At 51.8% G+C, this 21,511-nt stretch carries 17 protein-coding genes and 1 tRNA gene; 12 read left to right on the top strand and 6 right to left on the bottom strand.

Going from position 1 to position 21,511, the window contains the following annotated elements; all coding sequences use genetic code 11:
• The first annotated feature begins 4 nt into the window (after positions 1 to 4).
• From LGT44_RS15645 to LGT44_RS15660, 4 genes are all read left to right on the top strand, one after another.
• The gene (locus LGT44_RS15645) at positions 5 to 868 is read left to right on the top strand and encodes a putative selenate ABC transporter substrate-binding protein (protein ID WP_230330364.1); all 864 of its coding nucleotides are present in this window, start codon (positions 5 to 7) and stop codon (positions 866 to 868) included.
• Positions 869 to 873: 5 nt separating this feature from the next.
• On the top strand, positions 874 to 1,551 hold the full coding sequence (locus LGT44_RS15650; protein ID WP_230330365.1) for an ATP-binding cassette domain-containing protein: 678 nt from the start codon (positions 874 to 876) through the stop codon (positions 1,549 to 1,551).
• Complete coding sequence (locus tag LGT44_RS15655; RefSeq protein WP_230330366.1) at positions 1,541 to 3,070, top strand: PhnE/PtxC family ABC transporter permease; 1,530 nt, start codon at positions 1,541 to 1,543, stop codon at positions 3,068 to 3,070. The genes LGT44_RS15650 and LGT44_RS15655 overlap by 11 nt, the downstream gene beginning before the upstream one ends.
• Positions 3,071 to 3,205: 135 nt before the next feature.
• Positions 3,206 to 4,201 carry an ABC transporter substrate-binding protein gene (locus LGT44_RS15660; protein ID WP_230330367.1) on the top strand — a complete coding sequence of 332 codons (996 nt, stop codon included), beginning with the start codon at positions 3,206 to 3,208 and terminating at the stop codon, positions 4,199 to 4,201.
• A gap of 61 nt (positions 4,202 to 4,262) precedes the next feature.
• Here LGT44_RS15660 and LGT44_RS15665 read toward each other — a convergent pair whose 3' ends face one another.
• The 4 genes from LGT44_RS15665 to LGT44_RS15680 all read right to left on the bottom strand — a co-directional run bounded on the left by LGT44_RS15665 (position 4,263) and on the right by LGT44_RS15680 (position 7,805).
• Positions 4,263 to 4,580, bottom strand: coding sequence for an antibiotic biosynthesis monooxygenase family protein (locus tag LGT44_RS15665; protein WP_230330368.1), 318 nt, complete (start codon positions 4,578 to 4,580; stop codon positions 4,263 to 4,265).
• A gap of 195 nt (positions 4,581 to 4,775) precedes the next feature.
• Positions 4,776 to 6,164, bottom strand: a complete 1,389-nt coding sequence (locus tag LGT44_RS15670) for a TRAP transporter large permease (RefSeq protein ID WP_230330369.1) — start codon at positions 6,162 to 6,164, stop codon at positions 4,776 to 4,778.
• Positions 6,154 to 6,693, bottom strand: coding sequence for a TRAP transporter small permease subunit (locus LGT44_RS15675; RefSeq protein ID WP_145467919.1), 540 nt, complete (start codon positions 6,691 to 6,693; stop codon positions 6,154 to 6,156). Before LGT44_RS15675 ends, LGT44_RS15670 begins: the two co-directional genes overlap by 11 nt.
• 62 nt (positions 6,694 to 6,755) lie before the next feature.
• Entirely contained in the window at positions 6,756 to 7,805 is a 1,050-nt protein-coding gene (locus LGT44_RS15680) for a TRAP transporter substrate-binding protein (protein WP_145467921.1), read from the bottom strand.
• 284 nt (positions 7,806 to 8,089) lie between these two features.
• Here LGT44_RS15680 and LGT44_RS15685 point away from each other — a divergent pair, with 284 nt between their 5' ends.
• Positions 8,090 to 8,410 carry a hypothetical protein gene (locus tag LGT44_RS15685; RefSeq protein WP_230330370.1) on the top strand — a complete coding sequence of 107 codons (321 nt, stop codon included), beginning with the start codon at positions 8,090 to 8,092 and terminating at the stop codon, positions 8,408 to 8,410.
• Between the two features lie 26 nt (positions 8,411 to 8,436).
• Positions 8,437 to 11,535, top strand: coding sequence for a hybrid sensor histidine kinase/response regulator (locus LGT44_RS20205; protein WP_230330371.1), 3,099 nt, complete (start codon positions 8,437 to 8,439; stop codon positions 11,533 to 11,535).
• A gap of 59 nt (positions 11,536 to 11,594) precedes the next feature.
• On the opposite strand, the gene LGT44_RS15695 is transcribed toward LGT44_RS20205, so the two are convergent.
• Both LGT44_RS15695 and LGT44_RS15700 read right to left on the bottom strand, forming a co-directional pair.
• A complete protein-coding gene (locus LGT44_RS15695) occupies positions 11,595 to 12,365 on the bottom strand; it encodes a hypothetical protein (protein ID WP_222428508.1) in 771 nt (256 codons plus the stop codon).
• Positions 12,366 to 12,472: 107 nt separating this feature from the next.
• On the bottom strand, positions 12,473 to 13,084 hold the full coding sequence (locus LGT44_RS15700) for a response regulator transcription factor (RefSeq protein ID WP_230330372.1): 612 nt from the start codon (positions 13,082 to 13,084) through the stop codon (positions 12,473 to 12,475).
• A 310-nt stretch (positions 13,085 to 13,394) separates the two neighbouring features.
• On the opposite strand from LGT44_RS15700, the gene LGT44_RS15705 reads away from it, so the two are divergent.
• The 6 genes from LGT44_RS15705 to LGT44_RS15730 all read left to right on the top strand — a co-directional run bounded on the left by LGT44_RS15705 (position 13,395) and on the right by LGT44_RS15730 (position 21,406).
• On the top strand, positions 13,395 to 14,489 hold the full coding sequence (locus tag LGT44_RS15705; protein WP_230330373.1) for a DcaP family trimeric outer membrane transporter: 1,095 nt from the start codon (positions 13,395 to 13,397) through the stop codon (positions 14,487 to 14,489).
• A 252-nt stretch (positions 14,490 to 14,741) separates the two neighbouring features.
• The gene (locus LGT44_RS15710) at positions 14,742 to 16,433 is read left to right on the top strand and encodes an extracellular catalytic domain type 1 short-chain-length polyhydroxyalkanoate depolymerase (protein ID WP_230330374.1); all 1,692 of its coding nucleotides are present in this window, start codon (positions 14,742 to 14,744) and stop codon (positions 16,431 to 16,433) included.
• A gap of 180 nt (positions 16,434 to 16,613) precedes the next feature.
• On the top strand, positions 16,614 to 18,206 hold the full coding sequence (locus LGT44_RS15715; RefSeq protein WP_230330375.1) for an acyl CoA:acetate/3-ketoacid CoA transferase: 1,593 nt from the start codon (positions 16,614 to 16,616) through the stop codon (positions 18,204 to 18,206).
• A 23-nt stretch (positions 18,207 to 18,229) separates the two neighbouring features.
• A complete protein-coding gene (locus LGT44_RS15720) occupies positions 18,230 to 19,012 on the top strand; it encodes an SDR family oxidoreductase (protein WP_230330376.1) in 783 nt (260 codons plus the stop codon).
• 80 nt (positions 19,013 to 19,092) lie between these two features.
• Positions 19,093 to 21,180 (top strand): D-(-)-3-hydroxybutyrate oligomer hydrolase, encoded by a 2,088-nt coding sequence (locus LGT44_RS15725; RefSeq protein WP_230330377.1) that lies wholly within the window; start codon positions 19,093 to 19,095, stop codon positions 21,178 to 21,180.
• Positions 21,181 to 21,329: 149 nt separating this feature from the next.
• Positions 21,330 to 21,406: transfer RNA gene (locus LGT44_RS15730), tRNA-Arg, on the top strand.
• Positions 21,407 to 21,511 lie beyond the last annotated feature (105 nt).

The following is a 21,511-nucleotide window of genomic DNA, read 5'->3' on the forward strand; positions in this document are numbered from 1 at the left end:
CCCCATGAAAAAGACCTTTAAGTTTGCCGCAGCAGCAGGCCTGCTGCTCAGTGCCTTTTCCGCATTCGCCGATACCTTCGTATTTACCGCCATTCCGGATGAAGATGAATCGCGCTTACAGCAACGCTTTAATAAAGTGGCCGATTATCTTTCGGCACAGACCGGCGCTGAGGTGAAGTACATTCCGGTAAAATCCTACGCCGCCGCTATTACCGCATTCCGTAACGATCAGGTACAGCTGGCCTGGTTTGGTGGTTTATCCGGCGTGCAGGCGCGCAAGCTGGTGGCCGGTTCTGAAGCCATTGCTCAGGGCTATGAAGATCAGTTCTTTAAAACCTATTTTATTGCCAATAAAAGCGCGGGCCTGAGTGCAGAAGAAACACTCTCCGCAGCACTGAAAGGCAAAACCTTTACCTTTGGTTCCAAAGGTTCTACTTCCGGCCGTTTAATGCCGGAGTTTTATCTGCGCGAACAATTTAACGCGGCACCAGAGGATATCTTCTCGCGCGTTGGTTTCTCCGGCGATCACAGCCGTACCATTGCTCAGGTGCAGTCCGGTGCTTATCAGGTCGGTGCGGTTAATTACACCGTCTGGGATAACGAGCTGGCGGCCGGCAATATCGACCCGGAAAAAATTCAGGTGATCTGGACCACACCAACCTATCCGGATTATCAGTGGACTATCCGTGGTGATGTGGATGCCCGTTTCGGTAAAGGCTTTAAAGAAAAAATGCGTAAAGCCCTGCTGGAAATGAAAGATAAAGATCTGCTCGCCAGCTTCCCGCGTGAATCTTTTGTACCGGCCAGTAACGACGATTACGCGCCGATTGAAAATACCGCCCGTGCGATTGGCCTGCTGGAAGACTGATAACCATGAGTGTGAACGCGGATGCCGCTATCCTGTTTCAGTTACAGCAGTTTGATCTGACGCTGGGTAAGCACCGCGTTCTTCATGACATTAACCTGACTGTTCGTCAGGGCGAAAAAATAGCCATTATCGGCCCCTCCGGTGCCGGTAAATCCAGCCTGCTGGATGTTCTGTACCGCCAGCAGCCACAGCAGATTGCCCTCTGCCCACAACAGGGCGGGCTGGTGGATATGCTGTCGGTGTATAACAATATTTTTATGGGCGGGCTGGAGCGCCACAGCAGTGTTTATAATCTGCTGAATTTAATCCGCTCATTTAATACCCCACGTGCCGAAATTCAGCAGCTGTGTAACGAGCTTGGGTTAGAAGATAAACTCTGGCATTCGCCAGACCGGTTATCCGGTGGGCAACGTCAGCGGGTGGCCGTTGGTCGCGCGCTGTATCGTAAGCAGCCGGTATTTCTTGGCGATGAACCGGTCTCTGCCCTCGACCCGCTGCAGGCCGAAAATATTCTGCAGTTATTAATCAAACGTCATAACACCCTGCTGGTCAGCCTGCATAACCGCCGTCTGGCACTTGCCCATTTTGATCGAGTGCTGGCGTTGCGCGCGGGTGAACTGGTTTACGATGGCCCGGCCGCAGCGTTAAGCAGCAACGATCTGGACGCTTTTTATGCGGCCTGATAACGACGCTTTAATGCTGCTGAACCGTTTGCCCGGCGTGCGCCCGGCGCACAGCAGCGGTCGTCGTTTGCGCCGTATTTCCCTGTTATTTATTGCGATTGCCCTGGCTTGTATATTTCTGGCCGATCTGGCGCTTTATCCGACTGACCCATGGCGTGAACTCGGACGTATTGGCTGGGGCTTTATTACCCCGTACTGGGCTGACAGCAGTACGCTGTTCAGTGCGCTGGGCCAGACCGTTGCCTTTGCCTTACTGGCACTGATCATTTCAGTACCGCTGGGCTTAATGCTGGCGGTGTTTTATCACTGGCGGCCGGTGCGTATGCTGGCGGCGGCGGTACGTTCGGTACACGAAATATTCTGGGGGCTGTTATTTATGCAGCTCTATGGCCTCAGTGCCACCACCGGCTTGCTGGCGATTTTAATTCCTTATACCGGTGTGTTTGCCAAAGTATTTGCTGAAATGTTTGATCGCCAGGCGCCAGAGCCTGCGCTGGCTGTTTCACCTTTCAGCAGCCGCATCAGCCGCTATGCCTACACCTTAATTCCACAGAGCTTGGGCGAGATGCGCAGCTACTGCCGCTATCGCTTTGAGTGTGCCTTACGCTCCAGCGCCATTCTTGGTTTTATTGGTTTGCCAACACTTGGCTTTCATCTGGAAACCGCTTTTAAACAGGGGCAGTACAGCGAAGCCGCAGCTTTGCTCTGGGTGTTTTTTATATTAATTGCCAGTATCCGCTTCTGGTTACGTGGCTGGTTGTTACCTGTCTATGCGGCATTGGCGCTCTGGTTGTTACCCCAGTCGCCGCCACTGGGCAGCAGCTATGCGTGGCAGTTTATCAGTCAGGATATCTGGCCACGGGCATTACAGCAGGGTGATCTGAGCGCGGCTGCGGCCTGGTACTGGCTCGAATTCAGTCAGGTGGCCTGGCCGGCATTATTGCAGACGCTGTACCTTACCCAGATTGCACTGGTGCTGACCGGTGTAATTGCGCTGCTGTGTTACCCGCTGGCCAGTCAGGCGATCAGTGGCAGGGCCATGCGCTGGCCGGGGCGGTTATTACTGCTGATTATGCGCTCTACGCCGGAAATGATGATCGCCTTTATTCTGCTGTTACTGCTCGGGCCTTCCGGCTTACCGGCGGTGCTGGCGCTGGCATTACATAACGGTGGTTTAATTGCGTTCCTGCTCGCCAACCACAGCGAACAGCAGCCACAGCGTGCCGATGATCCGAAGGGGATTAACCGTTACCTGTATCTGCATACGCCACGCTTATATCCTGGGTTTCTTGCCTTTTTATTTTATCGCTGGGAAGTCATCCTGCGCGAAAGCGCGATGATGGGAATTCTCGGTATTGCCACCCTGGGTTTTTATATTGATTCTGCGTTTGAAGAAATCCGTTACGATAAGGCCTTCTTCCTGATTGTGGTCGCCGCCGCACTTAATATTCTGATCGACAGTCTGTCGCGCCGAATCCGCCGCCGGGCCGGTGCAGATCTGTCGGCTGGCGTTGGATAATGGTCTGAAATAATTCAGATTCCCGGGCCGCTTTCTTTACCTTCAATTAACCCCTCCTTCACCTACTAAATCAGGATACTGAGGCCAGCAGCCACATGGTTAACTCCGGAGTTAATTTCTGCCGGAGAGAATACTATGGCAATAAGAACAGTAAGCCGTTATATGCTGCTGGCACTCTGTATTGGCTGTGCAAGCAGCAATGCCGGGCCACTGCAACAGGTGGCCGTTATTCAGAGTTATCATCCGCAATATAATTGGGATGCGCAGTATCTGCAGGCACTGCAGGATAATATGGGCGAGAAATGTCAGCTGACGGCATATTCAATGGACACCAAGCAGCTGGCTAAAAGTGACTGGCCGGAAAAAGCTGCCGAAATACAGCAAAGCATACGTCGCCTGGCTCCGGAACTGGTGATCATCGGTGACGATAATGCATTCTCGCTGATGGCTGAAAGCATTGCCGGAATGGGTATACCAGTGGTCTTTCTTGGTGTTAATGGCGGCCGCGCCCAGTATCCGTTTATCGATAACCCGTTAATTACCGGTGTACTGGAGCGGCCATTCTTTGTGCAGAACGTCCGCCATATGCGTAAGGTTCTGAAACGCGACAAACATTTTCTGATTCTTACCGATGACTCACCGACCATGAATAATGCCATCGGTGAGTTTTTTGGTGATGCCCGTACGATGGTTATTCATGGTACGCAGGTCGATGTGCTGATGACCAATAACCGCGAGCAATGGCTGCATGCAATAAGCTCTGCTTCTGAGCGCGGTATTGATGCTGTTATTGTCGGCACCCATCACACCATTCACGATCATAACGGGCAGCATGTCAGCCCGGAGGCGCTGATGAATGAAGCCTGGGGACAGGCGGAGGTGCCGATTTTTTCACTGTGGGATATTTTTGTTGGTGAGCATAAAGCCGCCGGTGGCTTTACCGTCTCGGCTTATCAGGAAGGCGTTACTGCTTCACGTCTGGCAATGATGATTCTTAACGGCACTCCGATATCCAGTATTAAGCCTCTGAATTCACTCAGCGGCCATTATGTTTACAGCCGTAAAGGTATGCAGCACTGGAACATTCATCTGTCGTCGCTGACGGCTTCGCAGACCACCTTTATTGAATAAATCCGGCATGTTTCCGCTGAGCGGCTCAGAGTGAACATTTTTACTGTTACCTGATGCCGCATTACATTCCGTATTCTCGTTCCACTCTTGCTATCCGCACCCGAAATCCAGAATACCATTGCCCGCGGCCAAGGCGTTGTGCTTCTTTATGATCGGCGTCGTTCTTCCAGCGATGGATAGCCTCAAGACTGTCCCAGTACGATACCGTAATACCCAGACCTTCCCTTGCTGATTCAATACCAAGAAACCCCGGCTGTCTTGCTGCTGCCTCAATCATGCGTGCAGCCATCTCAGCGTAACCGTTATCTCCTTCGGTGCGGTGACTGCTGAAAATAACAGCGTAGTAGGGTGGCTCGGGGGTTTGGGCTATTTCCGGCATAACAGACTCCTGCGCATATAATACTCACTGTCGGGACAGTAAATGCATGACGGTAATGTGCGCCCGCAGGAAAGTAAATATCATGGAATGGGCAGCAGCGTCTGTTGCTGATTGCCTGTATTTTTCCGGAAGGAAAGATTTAAAAGATTGGTATATCCCCGGAAGCCAAAGGCTTCCGGGGATAGCAGCAACGGCTTACTGACCGTAAACCATGGCCGGGAACCAGTTCACCAGTGACGGGAACATAATCAGCAGTGTCAGGCCCAGTAACTGCAGTACGATAAACGGAATAACACCACGGTAAATTGTACCGAGTTTGATTTCTGGCGGGCATACACCCTTCAGATAAAACAGTGCAAAGCCAACCGGTGGTGTCAGGAAGGATGTCTGCAACGTCACGGCAACCAGCATGACAAACCACACCATAATCGGCTGATCAATCACACCATAGCCATTAATAGAAATTTCCAGAGCATTAATTACCGGAGCGACCAGCGGTAATACGATCAGTGTAATTTCAATCCAGTCGAGTACAAAACCCAGAAGAAAAACAATGCCCAGCACAAACAGAATGATGCCATAAGGGCCAAAGGGCAAAGAGGTCAGGAAAGATTCAATGTACTCATCACCACCCAGCTCGCGCAGCACCAGCGCAAACATGGTTGCACCGATAAAGATCGCAAAAATATAACCACTGACGCTGAAAGTATTGTGCAGGCATTCACGCACCACATTGATATTCAGGCGGCCGTTATGCCAGGCCAGAAGAATCGCGGCGGCGGCACCAACAGCAGACGCTTCGGTTGGCGTTGCTATACCGGTAAAAATACTGCCCAGCACCGCAATAATCATCAGCAGTGTGGGGAGCACGGAACGCATAACGTTAACCCAGACTCTCCATGTTACCGGCTGTACATCTTCTGCCAGTGGCATGGAATGCGGGCGGATGATGCCCCAGCCCAGCACATAGACAATATACAGCACGCCCAGCAGAAGACCGGGGACGACGGCTCCCATAAACAGATCGCCGACAGACAGTGCCAGCTGATCCGCCATAATAACCAGCATAATGCTGGGCGGAATCAGAATGCCCAGTGTACCAGCGCTGGCAACGGTACCAACGGCAACGGTTTTACAGTAGCCCTGTTTGAGCATGGCGGGTAGTGACATTACCCCCAGCAGCACAACAGAAGCACCGACAATACCGGTAGAGGCGGCCAGAATAATCCCGATCAGAATAACAGTAATAGCCAGACCGCCACGTACCCGGCCAAATAATTCCTGAAAGGACTGCATCAGGTTTTCTGCCGCGCCGGATTTATCCAGCATATTTCCCATAAAAATAAACATGGGTAGCGCAACCAGAATCCAGTTGTCCATGATCTTATAAATACGGCTGACGACCAGGCCGATGGAATTAAAGTCGATACCTATCATGGTATCGAGATACATGTCGCTCATATACGCCAGAGCGGCAAACAATGTGCCGACACCACCCAGAACCCAGGCAATAGGAAATCCGGAAAAGAGCAGAAGGATAAAGCTGGCGAACATCGCCACTATCAGAATTTCATTAATTTCCATGGTTATTACCCCGTATCAGTAATACAGACTCGCGATACAGATGGTTGATAAAGGTAAGCATCATCAGGCCGACTGAAACAGGGATCATCGACTTGATCAGCCAGCGCCAGGGCAGACCGGCAGGGGCGAGAGAGCGCTCATTGATGCGCCAGGATTCGGCAACAAAATCCAGACTGTGAATAAACACGACGAACAGAAAAGGCATCGCCAGTAACAGAATTCCGGCTATTTCAGTCATGCTTTTCGCTCTGGCAGAAAAGCGTGCCTGCAGGACATCTACCCGTACATGACTGTTGGTCGCCTGTGCGTAAATAACACCAAAGAGTACGCCAATGGCATACAGGTGCCATTGCAGTTCTTCCAGTGCAATCAGACCAGCGCTGAAACCACGGCGCAGGGTTATCTGCAACAGAATAACGGCAATAAGAATGGCGTATACCCAGGACAGGTATTCGCAGCTTTTACGTAATACACGATCGACCGCATCTGCCAGCAGCACGGTCGAAGGTGGCCGGAGATCATTATTCATAACATTACCCGTTTAAAAACAGAAATACCGGCACAGGGTTCTGTACCGGTTTAAGGCAGGATTCAGTCGCGGTTGATAAAGGCGCGGCTTGACCAGAGTTTGTAGTTGTCGCGGAAGTTTTTCAGATCGTCATAAACCACGGCAAAGGTCGGATCTTTACGCTGTTCCTGAACCACCTCTTCCCATGCTGAACGGAACTGATCCATCATTTCCTTTGGCCAGGTACGGATTTCTACACCACGGACTTCGGCATTTTTCTTCATGGCTTCAAACTGAATGTACTCAGATTCCGCTACGGAGTTAGTTACGGATGCCTTACAGGTTGTGGAAATCTGTGCGCGCTGGCTGTCGCTCATGCCGTTCCAGGTATCTTTGTTGATCAGCAGTTCGAATACTGTGGCCTGCTGATGCCAGCCAGGGAAGTAGTTATATTTGGCCACTTTATAGAAGCCCAGCTTTTCGTCGATGGCTGGCTGTGAGAATTCGGTGGCATCAATTGCGCCTTTTTCCAGAGCACCAAAAATTTCACCACCCGGAATCAGAGAGGTGGATACTCCCAGTTTCTGCATAACTTCGCCGCCAAGGCCGTAGAAACGCATATTCAGGCCTTTAAGATCATCGACGCTGTTTACCGGTTTTTTAAACCAGCCGGATGTTTCCGGACTGATCAGGGCACAGGGCTCAACGTGTACGTTGTAGCCGCCGTCATCGTACATTTTCTGGTACAGCTTCAGGCCATTGCCGTAATACATCCACGCGGCAAACTCCGGAGCTTCAGGGCCGAACGGAATGGTAGAAAAGATTGCAGCAGCCGGCATTTTTCCTGCCCAGTAACCGGCAATAGAATAACCGGAGTTCACTTTACCGCTGGACACTGCATCCAGAATCTCCAGTGGCGCAACCAGTTTTCCCGGCTCGTAAATTTTCATTTTAATCTGACCGCCGGATACCAGAGGCAGCTGCTCAGATACCCAGGTGATCGGGGTTCCAAGGGCCGGCAGGTTGGAGCCGAAAGCAATGGGTGTTTTCAGTAATACAGGTTTTGCATGAACCGCAGCGGCACAGAGTACAAGAGCGGAAGCCGTCAGTAATGGCTTGATCATGGTTTTCATATCAGACTCCGGATTTATTATTTTCCTTTAATCTGAAAAGTCAGTTATCTGACAGATCAGGATTAAAAAAACTATATGAACCGGTTGGCTTTCACTCCATCCTTCTTTGGTAGGGACAATTAAAATAAGTGCAATACCTACTAAAGTAGGTGGCGGACAGTCAGATATCGCCATGCACAAAAAATACGGAAATAGTCAGCCATAATTGTCACTATAGCTGTGACGAAACGCCTGGCCTGTTATATGGTGCAGGAGCGGACTGAAAGAATAAGATGAGGTGCCACTTGATCGATTATCTGAGCAGTATATGGCTGGTTGGTCTTATTTCTTTGGCTTATGTGGGTTTTCTGTTTGTTCTGGCTATTCTGGGTGACCGTATCCGGAAGTCTTCATGGCAGCCCTATGTATACAGCCTGACTCTGGCAATATTCTGTACCACCTGGGCCTTCTATGGAACGGTTGAGCAGACCGTTCGGCATGGCTGGCTGCTGGCACCAACCTACCTGGGCGCGATTGTTTTAATTACCGTCGGCAGGAAAACAGCACCACCATATCGGATTTTATTTCAGCACGCTTTGGTCATAGCCGTGGACTGGCTGTACTGATTTCGGTACTCAGTATTCTTGGTATAGTGCCTTATATTGCCCTGCAGCTTAAGGCGGTATCGGGAAGCTTTCAGATTATTACTGACACCACCTCTGTTCAGCTCAGCTGGTACAGCGATCCGACACTGTTTATTGCCGCCGTTATGGCCATTTTCAGTATTCTGTTTGGTACCCGCACAGTGGACTCGAGTGAAAGCCATCAGGGCATGATGCTGGCTATTGCCTTTGAATCGCTGGTGAAATTATTTGCCCTGAGTGCCGTGGGTATTTTTGCCGTTTATGGTTTGTATGATGGCTTCGGCGATCTGTTCAGCAAAGCATTAGCCAATGAACACCTGCACAAAGTACTGACTACCTACGAGAACCCAAGCGTTTATCTTACCCATGCCCTTATCGGTGGTATTGCGATTATTGCTTTGCCGCGCCAGTTTCACGTCGCTGTGGTGGAGTACCGCAGTGAGCAGGATTTAAAAACAGCACGCTGGATGTTTCCGCTGTATTTGTTGCTGATTAACCTGTTTCTGCTGCCGCTGGCACTGGCTGCATTTATGCACGGCGATGTGCTGGAATCCTTTAACTTTATTACTTTACAGCTGCCACTGGCATTTGGTCAGACTGAGCTGGCCACCTTTGCCTACGTTGGTGGCTTGTCGGCCGGAACCTCGATGGTGATTATTGCCTCTATCACCCTGGCCACCATGATCTGTAACGAAATCATTATTCCATTGCTGATCAAGCTGCGTCTGCAGGGCGACTCGCGGGATATTAAAGAACGTGTACTGAATATCCGCCGCATTGCCATTGTTATTGTTATGGCTTTTGCTTTTGTTTATTACCGTATGCTGTCGCAGTTCCATAGCCTGTCGGAAATCGGTCTTCTGTCGTTTACCGCTATTGCTCAGTTTGCCCCTCCGATTCTGATTGGTCTGATATGGCAGGGAGCGAACCGCATGGGCGCTTATGCCGGTTTGCTGAGTGGATTTCTGTTGTGGTTCTACTGTTTGTTCTTACCTGTATTAGCTAATGCAGGCTGGGTTCACAGCGGTTTTATGGATGGCCCTTTCGGGCTTGAGTTTTTACGTCCCCAGGCATTGCTTGGCTTTGATAATATGAACCCGGTGGTGCATGGCACATTCTGGAGTCTGATGGCCAATACCCTGGCTCTGGTAATATTCTCGCTGTATTACAAACCGGGTTTTTCCGACATTGAACAGGCACAGCGTTTTGTAGAACCATCGCCGGGCCAGCGCAGTGCTGCTCCACGGCGTTATGCAATCCGTACCGATGATCTTAAAGCACTGCTACAGCGCTTTATTAATCCGGCAAAAATCGATGCCCTGTTTAAAGACTTTTCCAATCCGGTAACCGGGCGGCTGATTACCCGTGGCGTGGTCAGCGAATCGATGCTGAAAGCGGCCGACCGCTTACTCAGTTCTGTGCTTGGTCGGCGTGGTTCCGATTTGCTGTTGCACAATCTGGTGGATGATAAATCGCCGCAATTCGCCCACCTTAACAGCCTGATGGAAGAGGTGAGCGAAGTTGTACTGTTTAACCGCGACCTGCTTAACTCCGTACTGCACAGTCTGGTACAGGGTATTACCGTCGTCGATGAAAATCATAACCTGGTGGCCTGGAATCAGCGCTTTGCCAATCTTTATGATTTTCCCCCGGGTTATTTATACGTAGGGCTTTCTGCAGAAATGGTGGTGCGCTTTATTGCCCGCTCCGGTGGTTATGGTGAAGGTGATGTGGAAGCTCAGGTGCAGATGCGCATGAGCGAGATTGAAAACCGAATGTCGCTGCATTATGTACGCCGCGCCGCCGATCGCCGTTATATTGAATTAATCGGCAATCCGATCTCAACCAACCTGTATATCACGGTATACAGTGATATTACCGAATACCGCAATATTGAAGATGAGTTGCGTAAGGCCAACGAAATTCTGGAAGACCGGGTTGAGGAACGGACGCAGGAACTGACGGCTCTTAATGCTGACCTGCAGCGTGCCAACCGTAATAAAACCCGCTTTCTGGCCGCAGCCGGTCACGATCTGGTACAGCCGCTGAATTCGGCGTCGTTATTTTCTGCATCCATCATCAATAAGTTACAGAAAGCCGCAAGCCGCTGTCCGGAACTCAGCACCGATATTCTGCCGGTAGCACAGAATATGGAACACTCACTCAGCTCTGCCGAATCGCTGCTGAATGAACTGCTGGAAATATCCAAACTGGATGCCGATATTGTGCGTGCGAATGTGCAGATATTCCGCCTGTCTTCTGTCTTACGCTCGTTGGTTGAAGAATTCCGGCCGTTATTTCAGCGCAAAGGTATTGAGTTACGTTTTATTGATTGCCAGCTGATGGTCGAGTCAGATCCTGTTCTGTTACGCCGTATTCTGCAGAACCTGCTGGCCAACGCATTGCGCTATACCGACCGTGGCCGTGTACTGATCGGCGTTCGCCGCAGTCGTGATCATGTGCGCCTGCAGGTACTGGACAGTGGTCGTGGTATTCCGCCGGATGACCTGCATATGATTTTTGAAGAATTTCACCGGGTCGAAAGTCAGGGGGATAATGGCAGTAAGGGGCTGGGTCTGGGGCTGTCGATTGTGCAGCGTATGTGCAAACTGTTACAGCACCCGATTCAGGCGCAGTCTGAACTTGGCCGTGGCAGTGTCTTCACAATGGCTATTCCTATTACTGAGCAGCTGCCTGAGCCGGAAACTCCTGCCGCAGCACAGGTCAGTTTATCGACGGATCAGCTGATTCTGTGTATTGATAACGAGCGGCAGATTACCGAAGGTATGAGCGAGCTGCTCTCTGATTGGGGTTATCAGGTTGTGGCGGCAATTAACGACGAAGAAGCGTTACAGAAGCTTCAGGGGCGTACTCCGGCATTGGCGATTGTTGATTATCATCTGGACTTCGGTAAAACCGGACTGGACGCTATGGCCGCACTGCAACCACACTGGCAGCAGCCGGTACCTTGTCTGGTCATTACCGCCGACTATACCGACGAAGTAAAAGAACGCATTCAGGCGCTGGATTATCAGCTGCTGAAAAAACCGGTTAAGGCGATGGCGTTGCGTGCGGTGTTAAATCAGATAATGGGGTATAGGGAGTAATTCGTCGAAGAAGGGGTCTGCTTTCTTGCCGATCTACATCCGCGAGATTTAACGGACAACTAATGTGCAGGTATCTGACCGACACTCTGGTTACGAAAAACTTCTCGTACGGCATCTACTAAGCCATACACCAGAAGCGAATTTTGTACACGGGCCTCGGGGTGCGAATACATAATGACTGGTTTTTGCTCCGCGTTAAGGAACCATTTGATACCTCTCGTGGTTTCCAGAACCTCCACATCATCGAGTCCCAGAGCCCAACGTAAATCCCATCCAGTTCCGCAACAAATCGTAAGATCCGCTTGATACAAGGCATACTGTTCGCGTATGCATTCACGATCTTCGGCAACCACTGCTTGAAAGCTCGCCCGCTCAGTCGTGTGTCCACCTGGTGATTTTTTCATATTCATCGCGCATATACGCGTCAGGACTGACTTCCGCTGATCTTCTGTCACGGATTTCAGATCCTTCCAGTGAATATCCAGCCCGGAGCTTTCAATGCAGCGAATCCAGCGTGTAATATTATCCCAACTTTGCGGACGGGCTCCGTTGCGAATAAATTCTCGCAAATCCCAGCCTCCACCACTAAGGTCGTTAACCTCTTTTAGCACAAAGCAAAGTTTAAGGGGCGCGCTTAAGTAATCCTCTTCGCATACAACGCCATCGGCGACAAACCCCTTTCTGCTTCCCTTCCAACGCTCAAACAGAGCGGATTCTTCTTTAAGTATCGTCATACGCATCCTGGCATCAGAAAAGTTCATCAGGTGTTTCAGCCTGAAATAAGAAATCATCAGATCAGCGCCAACTCCGCCTTTGAACGGGAAGGCCATATCCACACAGATGGTATTATTTTGATTGGAGCAATGCTACTCGGCATTGGGTTTAGATACAGGAAGCTCTTTCCATAGACCAGATTACGCTTAGAGGGATCGGGTTTTCAGTCAGGAATCGCCAGCTCCTGCACAATCAGCGCGGCCTGAGTGCGGTTATTAATATTCAGTTTGCGGAAAATATCGCTGATATGGGATTTAACCGTGGTTTCTTTGATATTCAGGGCATAGGCAATCTGTTTGTTCAGTGCACCCTCGGCAATAAACTGTAATACGCGTAATTGCTGCGGTGTGAGCTGGCGCAGTTTTTCGGCCAGATCAGATTTTGTATGGCTGAATTCGGGAAAGCTGATACCACCTGAAAAAATATGCTCAACGGCAGCGCGGATCTCCACTGGTGATGATGCCTTGGGAATAAATCCCAGCGCCCCCATGCTGCGGATACTGCCGATAACAGACTGGTCTTCGCTGGCGCTGACAACAGCAACCGCCAGTTGCGGGTGCTCACTGCGTATACGCATTAACCCCATAAGGCCATTGTTGCCGGGCATTTTTAAATCGAGTAGCAACAGATCGGTATCGCTTGAGCGCAGGTTTTCCTGAACCTGATCGAAAGTCTCACATTCGCTGATGTTGCAGGGTTCTTTCAGCTCGGCAAGCGCACCACGCAACGCTGTACGGAACAGCGGATGATCGTCCGCAATAAGTATCTGATACATGGGCCCGCCTTGTTTTTATCGTTATCCGGCTATGACTCTAACCGTCGTCCTGACCTGCAGGCAATACACTAACACCCCCTCTACCTACTAAAGTAGGTTGTTTTGGTAACGAATTTTCAATGATAAGTACGGTCTGGCGCAGATTGGCATTTTCTGCTCATAAACCACAACAGTCCCTACTATTTTACGGGATACCCGTTACTTTCCCCGCCCTATATTAATCGTGCTCCGCAGGAATTACCTGCACTGTGCGGATACAGACTGGTTGTTTGTGATCCGTAATTTCACATCATCTAAAGGGTAGGAAGACATGATGCAAAATAACAATAAGGCCAACCGTCTGGCGCTGGCGGTATGTACTGCAGCTCTGTTTGGTGCGGTTGCCGCACAGGCGGAAGTTAAAACTGAAAATACCTTCAGCGGCTATGTAAAAGCAGACATGCTGTTTAATTCTGAAAATGACGCCACGGGTGGCTTGCGGGAGCAGGCACTGCTGACACTGAATGCCGATGAAGCCGATGATGAAGAAGGCGATCTGTATATGTCAGCCTGGGAATCACGCCTGAATTTCACCTCAAAAAGCACCGGTACTCCGGTGGGTGATCTGAAAGCAGTGATCGAAGGCGATATGTATTCGGGCCCGAGCCAGAATGTGTTTAACCTGCGTCATGCCTATATGCAGCATAATAACCTGACCATCGGTCAGACCTGGTCCACCTTTATGGATCTGGGCGCGCTGGCCGAAACAGCTGATTTTGGTGGCCCGGCAGCACGTATTTTTACCCGTCAGCCCCTGATCCGTTACAGCGTCCAGATGGGTGATGCGACTCTTGATCTGGCAGCAGAAAAACCGAAAAACTCCGCAGACCCGGTAATGCCGGATCTGGTGGCTAAATACACCATGAAAACTTCTTTTGGACATCTGTCTGCCGGTGTTTTAGCACAGCAACTGAATGACGATACCGGCGTTAAAGACGATTCTGCGATGGCCCTTGCGGCGCGTTTTTCCGGACGGGTTAATCTGGGAGGAGATAACGTTAAATTTGCAGTCATCTCCGGTCAGGGGCTTGGTGGCTATATGAACTTTGGTGATGTAGCAGCCTATGATTTCTCTGGCGATAGCATTGAACTGTCGGAACAGACCGGCTTTAAAGTCGCCTACCAGCATGTATTTACCGATACCCTGCGTTCTACCCTGCGCTATGCCCAGACCAGCAGCGAAATTGACGGTAAAGACATGGGTGATTTCAGCTCGGTACATGCCAACCTGATTTACAACCCATACAAGCCATTAAGCTATGGTGCCGAAATTATTTCTGCGACCAAGGCCAAGGCTGAAGGTAATGCCCTGACTGAAGACCGCAAACTCAGTCGTCTGCATCTGTTCGCCAAACTGGCATTCTGATGTTCTTTACTGAGCCGGGGATTTGTCTCCCCCGGCTCAGATTTTTCGCGCCCGTCGCATCCCCTGGCATTGTTTGTGTCAGCTCTCCTTCCTTATTCGCCAGGGGCTTTTTTTTACTGTGTTGTTCGCCGGATATGACCGGAGGAGAACCTACCAAAGTAAGATGTGCCTGCTGCCATCGCTTCCTAGTATGAAGTTACACCAAAGCTTTCTTTGTGTGCGCACCAATAAATATAACGATGGAGCAGAATCATGATTAAAAAAATAACCTGGTTTTATACCGCCGCCCTGTTACTGGGAGGCAGTATGCTGGCTGAAGCCGGAACCAGAACCGATTATACCTTTTCCGCTGAAAGCTACAGTGGTTCCAAAAATCGTCAGTACAGTGTGTATCAGCCGGATGGCCTGAGCAGTGCTGCGCCGATGGTAATGGCATTGCATGGCTGCAAACAGAATCAGAATGATGTACTGAACGACTGGGGGCTGACGGAAGCTGCCGACCGTTATGGTTTTATTCTGGTTACTCCTTTTATTACCCGTTACGACGGCCTGCGTAATGAAAACTGCTGGGGTTTCTGGTTCGATAACGAACGCCATCAGGGTGGTGGTGAAGTAGAAGATTTAAAACGTATTGCAGAAAGTGTTGAAGCGGATTACAGCATTGATCCGCAGCGCCGTTTTATTACCGGTCTTTCTTCCGGTGGTGCCATGACCGTTGTCGCAGCAACGGCACATAACGAATACTGGACTGCCGCAGCAACGGTTGCCGGTCTGCCTTATGGTGAAGATTCTGCTTCGGTATCGCTCAGTGGCCAGTGTCCGGGTTATGCCACTTTTCACTCGGTTGCACGGGTGGCTGAGGATATGCGCAACGAAATAGACAGTAACCGGATTATTCCTCTGATGGTGCTGCAAAATGAAAATGACTGCACCGTACTGGCACAGGCCGGGCGTAATATCCGCGATGCCCACCTGCAGGTATTTGGTGCCAGCGGTTTTACTAATCCGACGGCAGCCTTGGCAGATAGCCAGGACTGTTCGCCGTATTACCAGAATAATTATGGCTGTGTACACAATACCTACACACTGGATGGCAGCAGCGGCAGTGCATCGGTAGTTGAAACGGTTTTTCTGAATGGCCCGGCGGCTACGCCCAACACTCAGGATACCGATCATGGCCATTACTGGGTTGGTGGTGAAGACGGGAATAATGGTAAGTGGTCGGTACGGGTTGGCCCCAGCTATCCGGATATTATCTGGGATTTCTTTAACCGCCAGACAGGTAATGGCGGTGGCACTACAGGTAAGCCGGTATGTGTTATTTATGGCGATAATCCACAACAACTGAATTTGGGAGCCGTATTCAGTGATGCCGGTGCCGGCTGCAGTGATGCCAGTGGTACATTAACGGTTACTGCCACCTGTAATGTAAATACCGCCGTTGTTGGCGAATACCACTGCGATTACAGTGCAGAAAACAACGCGGGCAGTAAATCGGTACGCCGCATTATTACAGTGATTGACCCTGATGCACCTCTGGAAACCTGCAGCGAAATAAGCGCCAGTCCGGCTGCGCATATCAGTGCCGGACGTGCGGTTGCAGGCGGAAGTTTCAGCTTGCGGGCTGTCAGTAATGGTGACCAGCAGGATATTGGTTACGCTTACGACAGCTGGGGCAGTGTTACCCTGACCGAAGGTGAAGCGGGGCTTTGGTATGCCCAAAAACCGGCAGCCTGTAATGGTACGTCTGACCCCGATCCGCAACCCGATACCTGCAATGACTGGTACAGCACCAACCTTGCACACCAGCAGGCCGGGCGTGCGTATTACAGCATGGGGTATTACAGCACTGGCGGGAATGATTCTCTGGGAGCGGTATCCGGCGTGTACACCTGGGTTAAATCAGGCAGCACTGGTGTGTATCAGGCTGGCCGTTGTAATTAATTTTTCATAATAAAAAAGGCCGGGCAGTAATATGTCCGGCTTTTTTATGATTTTATTTTTCATTTATTTTCGCTGGTCGTACCAAAGTACGGTATTTATCAGTATTGCCGGAAACTAGAATTCAGTGATGTTGCAGAGCGTTATTTTTCTGCCATTTTTCAGTTTTCCGGAGTCTTTATTGTGTCCTATCAGGATTTTCCGAAACTTATCAGTGCCACTGAAGCGGCTGCTCTTGTGCAGGATGGCGATACGCTGGCGACCTCCGGTTTTGTGGGTATCGGTTTTCCGGAGAAACTTGCCATCGCTCTGGAAAAACGTTTTTTGCAGGAGCACTCCCCTCAGTTGCTGACGCTGGTCTATGCCGCAGGACAGGGGGATGGTAAAGAAAAAGGGCTGAACCATTTTGCCCACGAAGGATTGGTCCGGCGGGTTATTGGTGGTCACTGGGGGCTGGTTCCGGCGCTGGGAAAACTGGCGGTGGAAGGAAAAATAGAGGCTTACAATTTACCACAGGGCATTATTTCGCATTTATACCGTGATATCGCTGCCGGAAAACCTGGCCTGCTGAGCCGGGTTGGTCTGCATACCTTTGTCGATCCGCGTCATGATGGCGGACGTATTAATGCCAATAGTCCGGAATCTCTGGTGCAGCTGCACTGCATCGGTGAAGAAGAATTTCTGTTTTATAAAAGCTTTCCTATCACTGTTGCATTTTTACGCGGCACCACTGCCGATGCGCGCGGCAATATCACCATGGAAAAAGAAGCGCTGCCATTGGAAAGTCTGGCGCTGGCACAGGCCGTACGTAACAGCGGTGGCAAAGTGATTGTGCAGGTTGAGCGTCTGACATCGCAGCACCGGCTGCATCCGTCGCAGGTGGTTATTCCCGGTATTCTGGTCGATCACATTGTGCTCGCCAGTGGCGATCAGCATTTTCAGACCTTTGCTGAATTTTATAATCCGGCCTACAGCGGTGACGTGCGTGTGTCGGATCATCTGCCCAGCGATGAACTCAGTATCCGCAAAATTATTGCCCGTCGCGCGGCACTGGAATTACGTGATCAGGCAGTGGTGAATCTGGGCATTGGTATGCCGGAAAGTGTGGTGCGGGTAGCCAGCGAAGAAAAGGTTTTAAACCAGCTGACGCTCACCATTGAGCCCGGTGGTATCGGTGGCCTGCCCGCCGGCGGTTTAAGTTTTGGTGCGGTCGCCAATGCTGAGGCGGTGGTTGATCAGCCGGCGCAGTTTGATTTTTATGATGGCGGAGGTCTGGATCAGGCGTTTCTTGGTCTGGCCGAAGCCGATGCCTGCGGCAACGTAAATGTCAGTCGTTTTGGCTCACGCCTGGCGGGTGCCGGCGGCTTTATTAATATCAGCCAGAACACCCGCGAAGTGTTTTTCCTCGGTAGTTTTTTTGCCGGCGGTGTGCAACCGCAGATTCATCATGGCGAGGTTGATTGCCAGCGCAGTGAAGGGCTGGGCAAGTTTGTCAGCCAGGTACAACACCTGACCTTTAACGGTGCTTATGCACTGAGCCGTAATCAGCGTGTGCTGTATATCACCGAGCGCTGTGTATTCCGCCTGCAGCGTGCAACCGATGGTACAGCGCGGCTGGAATTATGTGAGCTGGCACCGGGCGTTGATCTCGAACGCGATGTGCTGCGTTTTCTGCCATTTACCCCATTAATTGCTGATGACCTGCGACCGATGCCCGCAGCGATTTTCCGTTCGCAGCCTATGCGTCTGCAGCTGCGGCCAGCAGTACGCAGTTAATTATTACCGATAAAGGAGAGCTCATGAATATTGCCAATGCAGTGGTTGCTATTACCGGCGGCGCCCAGGGACTCGGTCTGGCGATGGCCTGCCGTCTTGTTGCCCGCGGTGCCCGTGTCGCATTGCTGGACGTAAATGCCGACAAGCTTAACGAAGCGCTTACCCATTGTGCGGCAGCCGCGCAGGAACATGGTTACAGCACGGATTTTTGTGCGGCGTATCCGTGCAATGTGGCGGACGAACAACAGGTGGAAAATACCTTTGCCGCTATCGTGCGCGACTTTGGTCAGCTGGATGCACTGGTGAACAACGCCGGCGTATTGCGCGATGGTCTGCTGCTGAAAGTACGTGATGGCGAAGTAACGGAACGCCTTAGTCTCAGCCAGTGGCAGACGGTTATTGACGTTAATCTGACCGCGCCTTTTCTCTGCACCCGTGCGGCGGCCACACAGATGGTTGGCCAGAAGCGGGGCGGCTGCATCGTTAATATCTGCAGTATTTCCATGGCCGGCAATATGGGGCAATCGAATTACTCGGCGGCCAAGGCCGGACTGGCGTCGATGACGGTGGTATGGGCGAAAGAACTGGCCCGTTACAACGTGCGTGTCTGCGCTATTGCACCGGGTTTTATTGCCACCGATATGACCGCGCATATGAAACCGGAAGCGCTGGAAAAAATGACCCGTCAGATTCCGCTGCAGCGCATGGGCGAGGCTGATGATATTGCCCACACGCTGCAATACCTGCTGGAAAATGAATATATCAGTGGCCGCATTGTCGAGGTTGATGGCGGTTTGCGCCTCTGATTTCGCCGTACCGTTTATACCCGGCGGAGGTGCTGTCCCGGCGGGTATCCGGAAAACAATAAACACAACGGAGATTGCCTATGTTTGCCCGATACCCCATTCACCTGCTGACCCTCACCGGTGCTGTTCTGCTGGCCTCCTGTGGCGGCGATGACAATAACACCCCATTTAATATCCGCCCGGATTTTATTCAGGGCACACTGACGGCGGTGGAATACGATGGCGTCAGTGATGATCTGCTGACTGCCGGCCTTGGCGTCAGTGGTTTACAGGGTGCTGCACCGGCCTATGCCGACGCGCAACATCCGACGGCCGCAGAGCTGCGCCGTAAAGCCATTTACAGCAATTACCGCGCGCTGCTTGATACGACCACCGAAGGCGGCTTCGGGCGATTGTACGGCCCTAATATTTACCGGGGAGAAGTGCAGGCCCACGGCGGAAAAATCGCCGGTAAAGAATACGTTTTCCTCACCGACAGTGGCGGCGGTGTGCAGCGTAACGTGACCGTTGCCGTGCAGATTCCTGCCAGCTTTGATCCGCATAATGCCTGTCTGGTGGTGGGCGCTTCATCCGGTTCGCGCGGGGTATACGGAGCCATCGGCACCTCGGCCGAATGGGGTCTGAATAACGGCTGCGCGGTAGCGCTGACCGATAAAGGCACCGGTAACGGCGCACACGATCTGGATTCCGATACCGTGATACTGGCCGACGGTACTCTGGCCAGCGCAACGGCAGCTGGTACGGCCTCGCACTTTACCGCCAGCGATGCCGGGCTGGATGATTTCAGTGCCACTTATCCTGCCCGTGTGGCTTATAAACACGCGCACTCTGGTGCCAACCCGGAAAAAGACTGGGGATTGTTTGTGCTGCAGGCGGCTAAAGCCGCGATGTATGTGCTGAATCTGCCGGAGAATTTCGGCCGTGAAAATGATGCCGGTAAAAACCTGCAGGTGTTGCGCCGCAACAACACGCTGGTGATTGCCGCCAGTGTATCCAACGGTGGTGGCGCTTCACTGCGTGCCGCAGAACTCGACAGCAGCGGCCTGATTGATGCTGTGGTGGTATCGGAACCTAATGTACAGCCAGCTCAGGCGTTGGCTACCGGTTACAGTGTGCAGCAGGGCAGTTATCAGTGGAATCAGCTTGGCCGCAGCCTGTACGACTACACCAGCCTGCTCAGTGTGCTGCAGCCCTGCGCCAGTGTGGGTGCCGATGCTGCCGCCGTGGGCAGTGGCAGCGCTGCCCGTTGCCATGCGCTGCAGAGCGCCGGTCTGATCAGCGGTGCCAACGATGCCGAACTGGCAGCCGATGCACAGCAGCAGCTGCGCGATTACGGCCTGGTGCCGGAACAGGATTTTACCCAGCACGCCAACAGCACCATCAAAGTGCCGCAATCCATTGCCGTTACCTACGCCAATGCTTATGGCCGCTTTGGTGTAAGCGATAATCTGTGCGACTTCTCAATGGCATTTGGGCCCCTGGCGCCGACTTCCGCCACCACCACCCAGCTGGCCGACCTGTTTGCCTCAGGCAACGGTATTCCACCAACCGGCGGTATCGTGCTGATCGACAATAAAACCGGCAGCGAAGATCGCGCCGCCAGCACCGACCAGAACCTCGCCGGACACCTGTGCCTGCGCGACCTGGCTTCAGGAGCTAACGCTACTGATCAGACCAAAGCCCAGCGTGTAGCGGCTGGTATCGCCGAAGTAAGCGCTGACCCGCGTAAGCTGAACGTACCGACGGTCATTGTGCATGGGCGTGCCGATGCCATTATTCCGCTGAATCATTCATCACGGCCGTACTTCGCCATTAACCAGAGTCAGGGCAGCAAAGCCAATAACGACCTGCGCTATGTCGAAGTGCTCAATGCCCACCACCTCGACCTGCTGAATGGCCTGTTTCCGGGTTATAAAACCCGCTACGTCGGCCTGCATTATTACTTTGGCCAGGCACTCGACCAGATGTATGCCCACCTGCGTAACGGCGGTCCGCTGCCCGGTAATCAGGTGGTTGCCACCACACCACGGGCTGATGCTGCCGACCTGCTGACCACAGCCAACCTGCCAGCCATGCAGGCTGCAGACAACGTAAGCAGCGACTGCCGTATTCAGCTGGATGGCAAGACCCTTACCATCCCGGCCGACTGCGGTAACCCGGTGCTGTAATGAAGGCGCTGTAATGACCGCGGCAGAGCGCTGACAACCGCCGCTCTGCCGCTTGTTTTGCCGCACCAGCTCCACCTATGGAGCCGCCCGAAAAAAACGTATACAATGCGGGCACTTACGACCTGAGCCTCAAGTTGCTCATACGTAAACCGCCCGTAGCTCAGCTGGATAGAGCGCTGCCCTCCGGAGGCAGAGGTCAGAGGTTCGAATCCTCTCGGGCGGGCCATTCCTTAGGCCGTTCTGGCAATAGTAGTTACTAACAAAATCCTGCTTGTGTCCAAAATGTGGCTATTTTGTGCCCACACTGACTCGTGGCAGTTAAACGGCCTTG

Origin of the sequence: Thalassolituus alkanivorans, assembly GCF_020447205.1 — a bacterium.
Lineage (GTDB): Bacteria > Pseudomonadota > Gammaproteobacteria > Pseudomonadales > Oceanobacteraceae > Venatoribacter > Venatoribacter alkanivorans.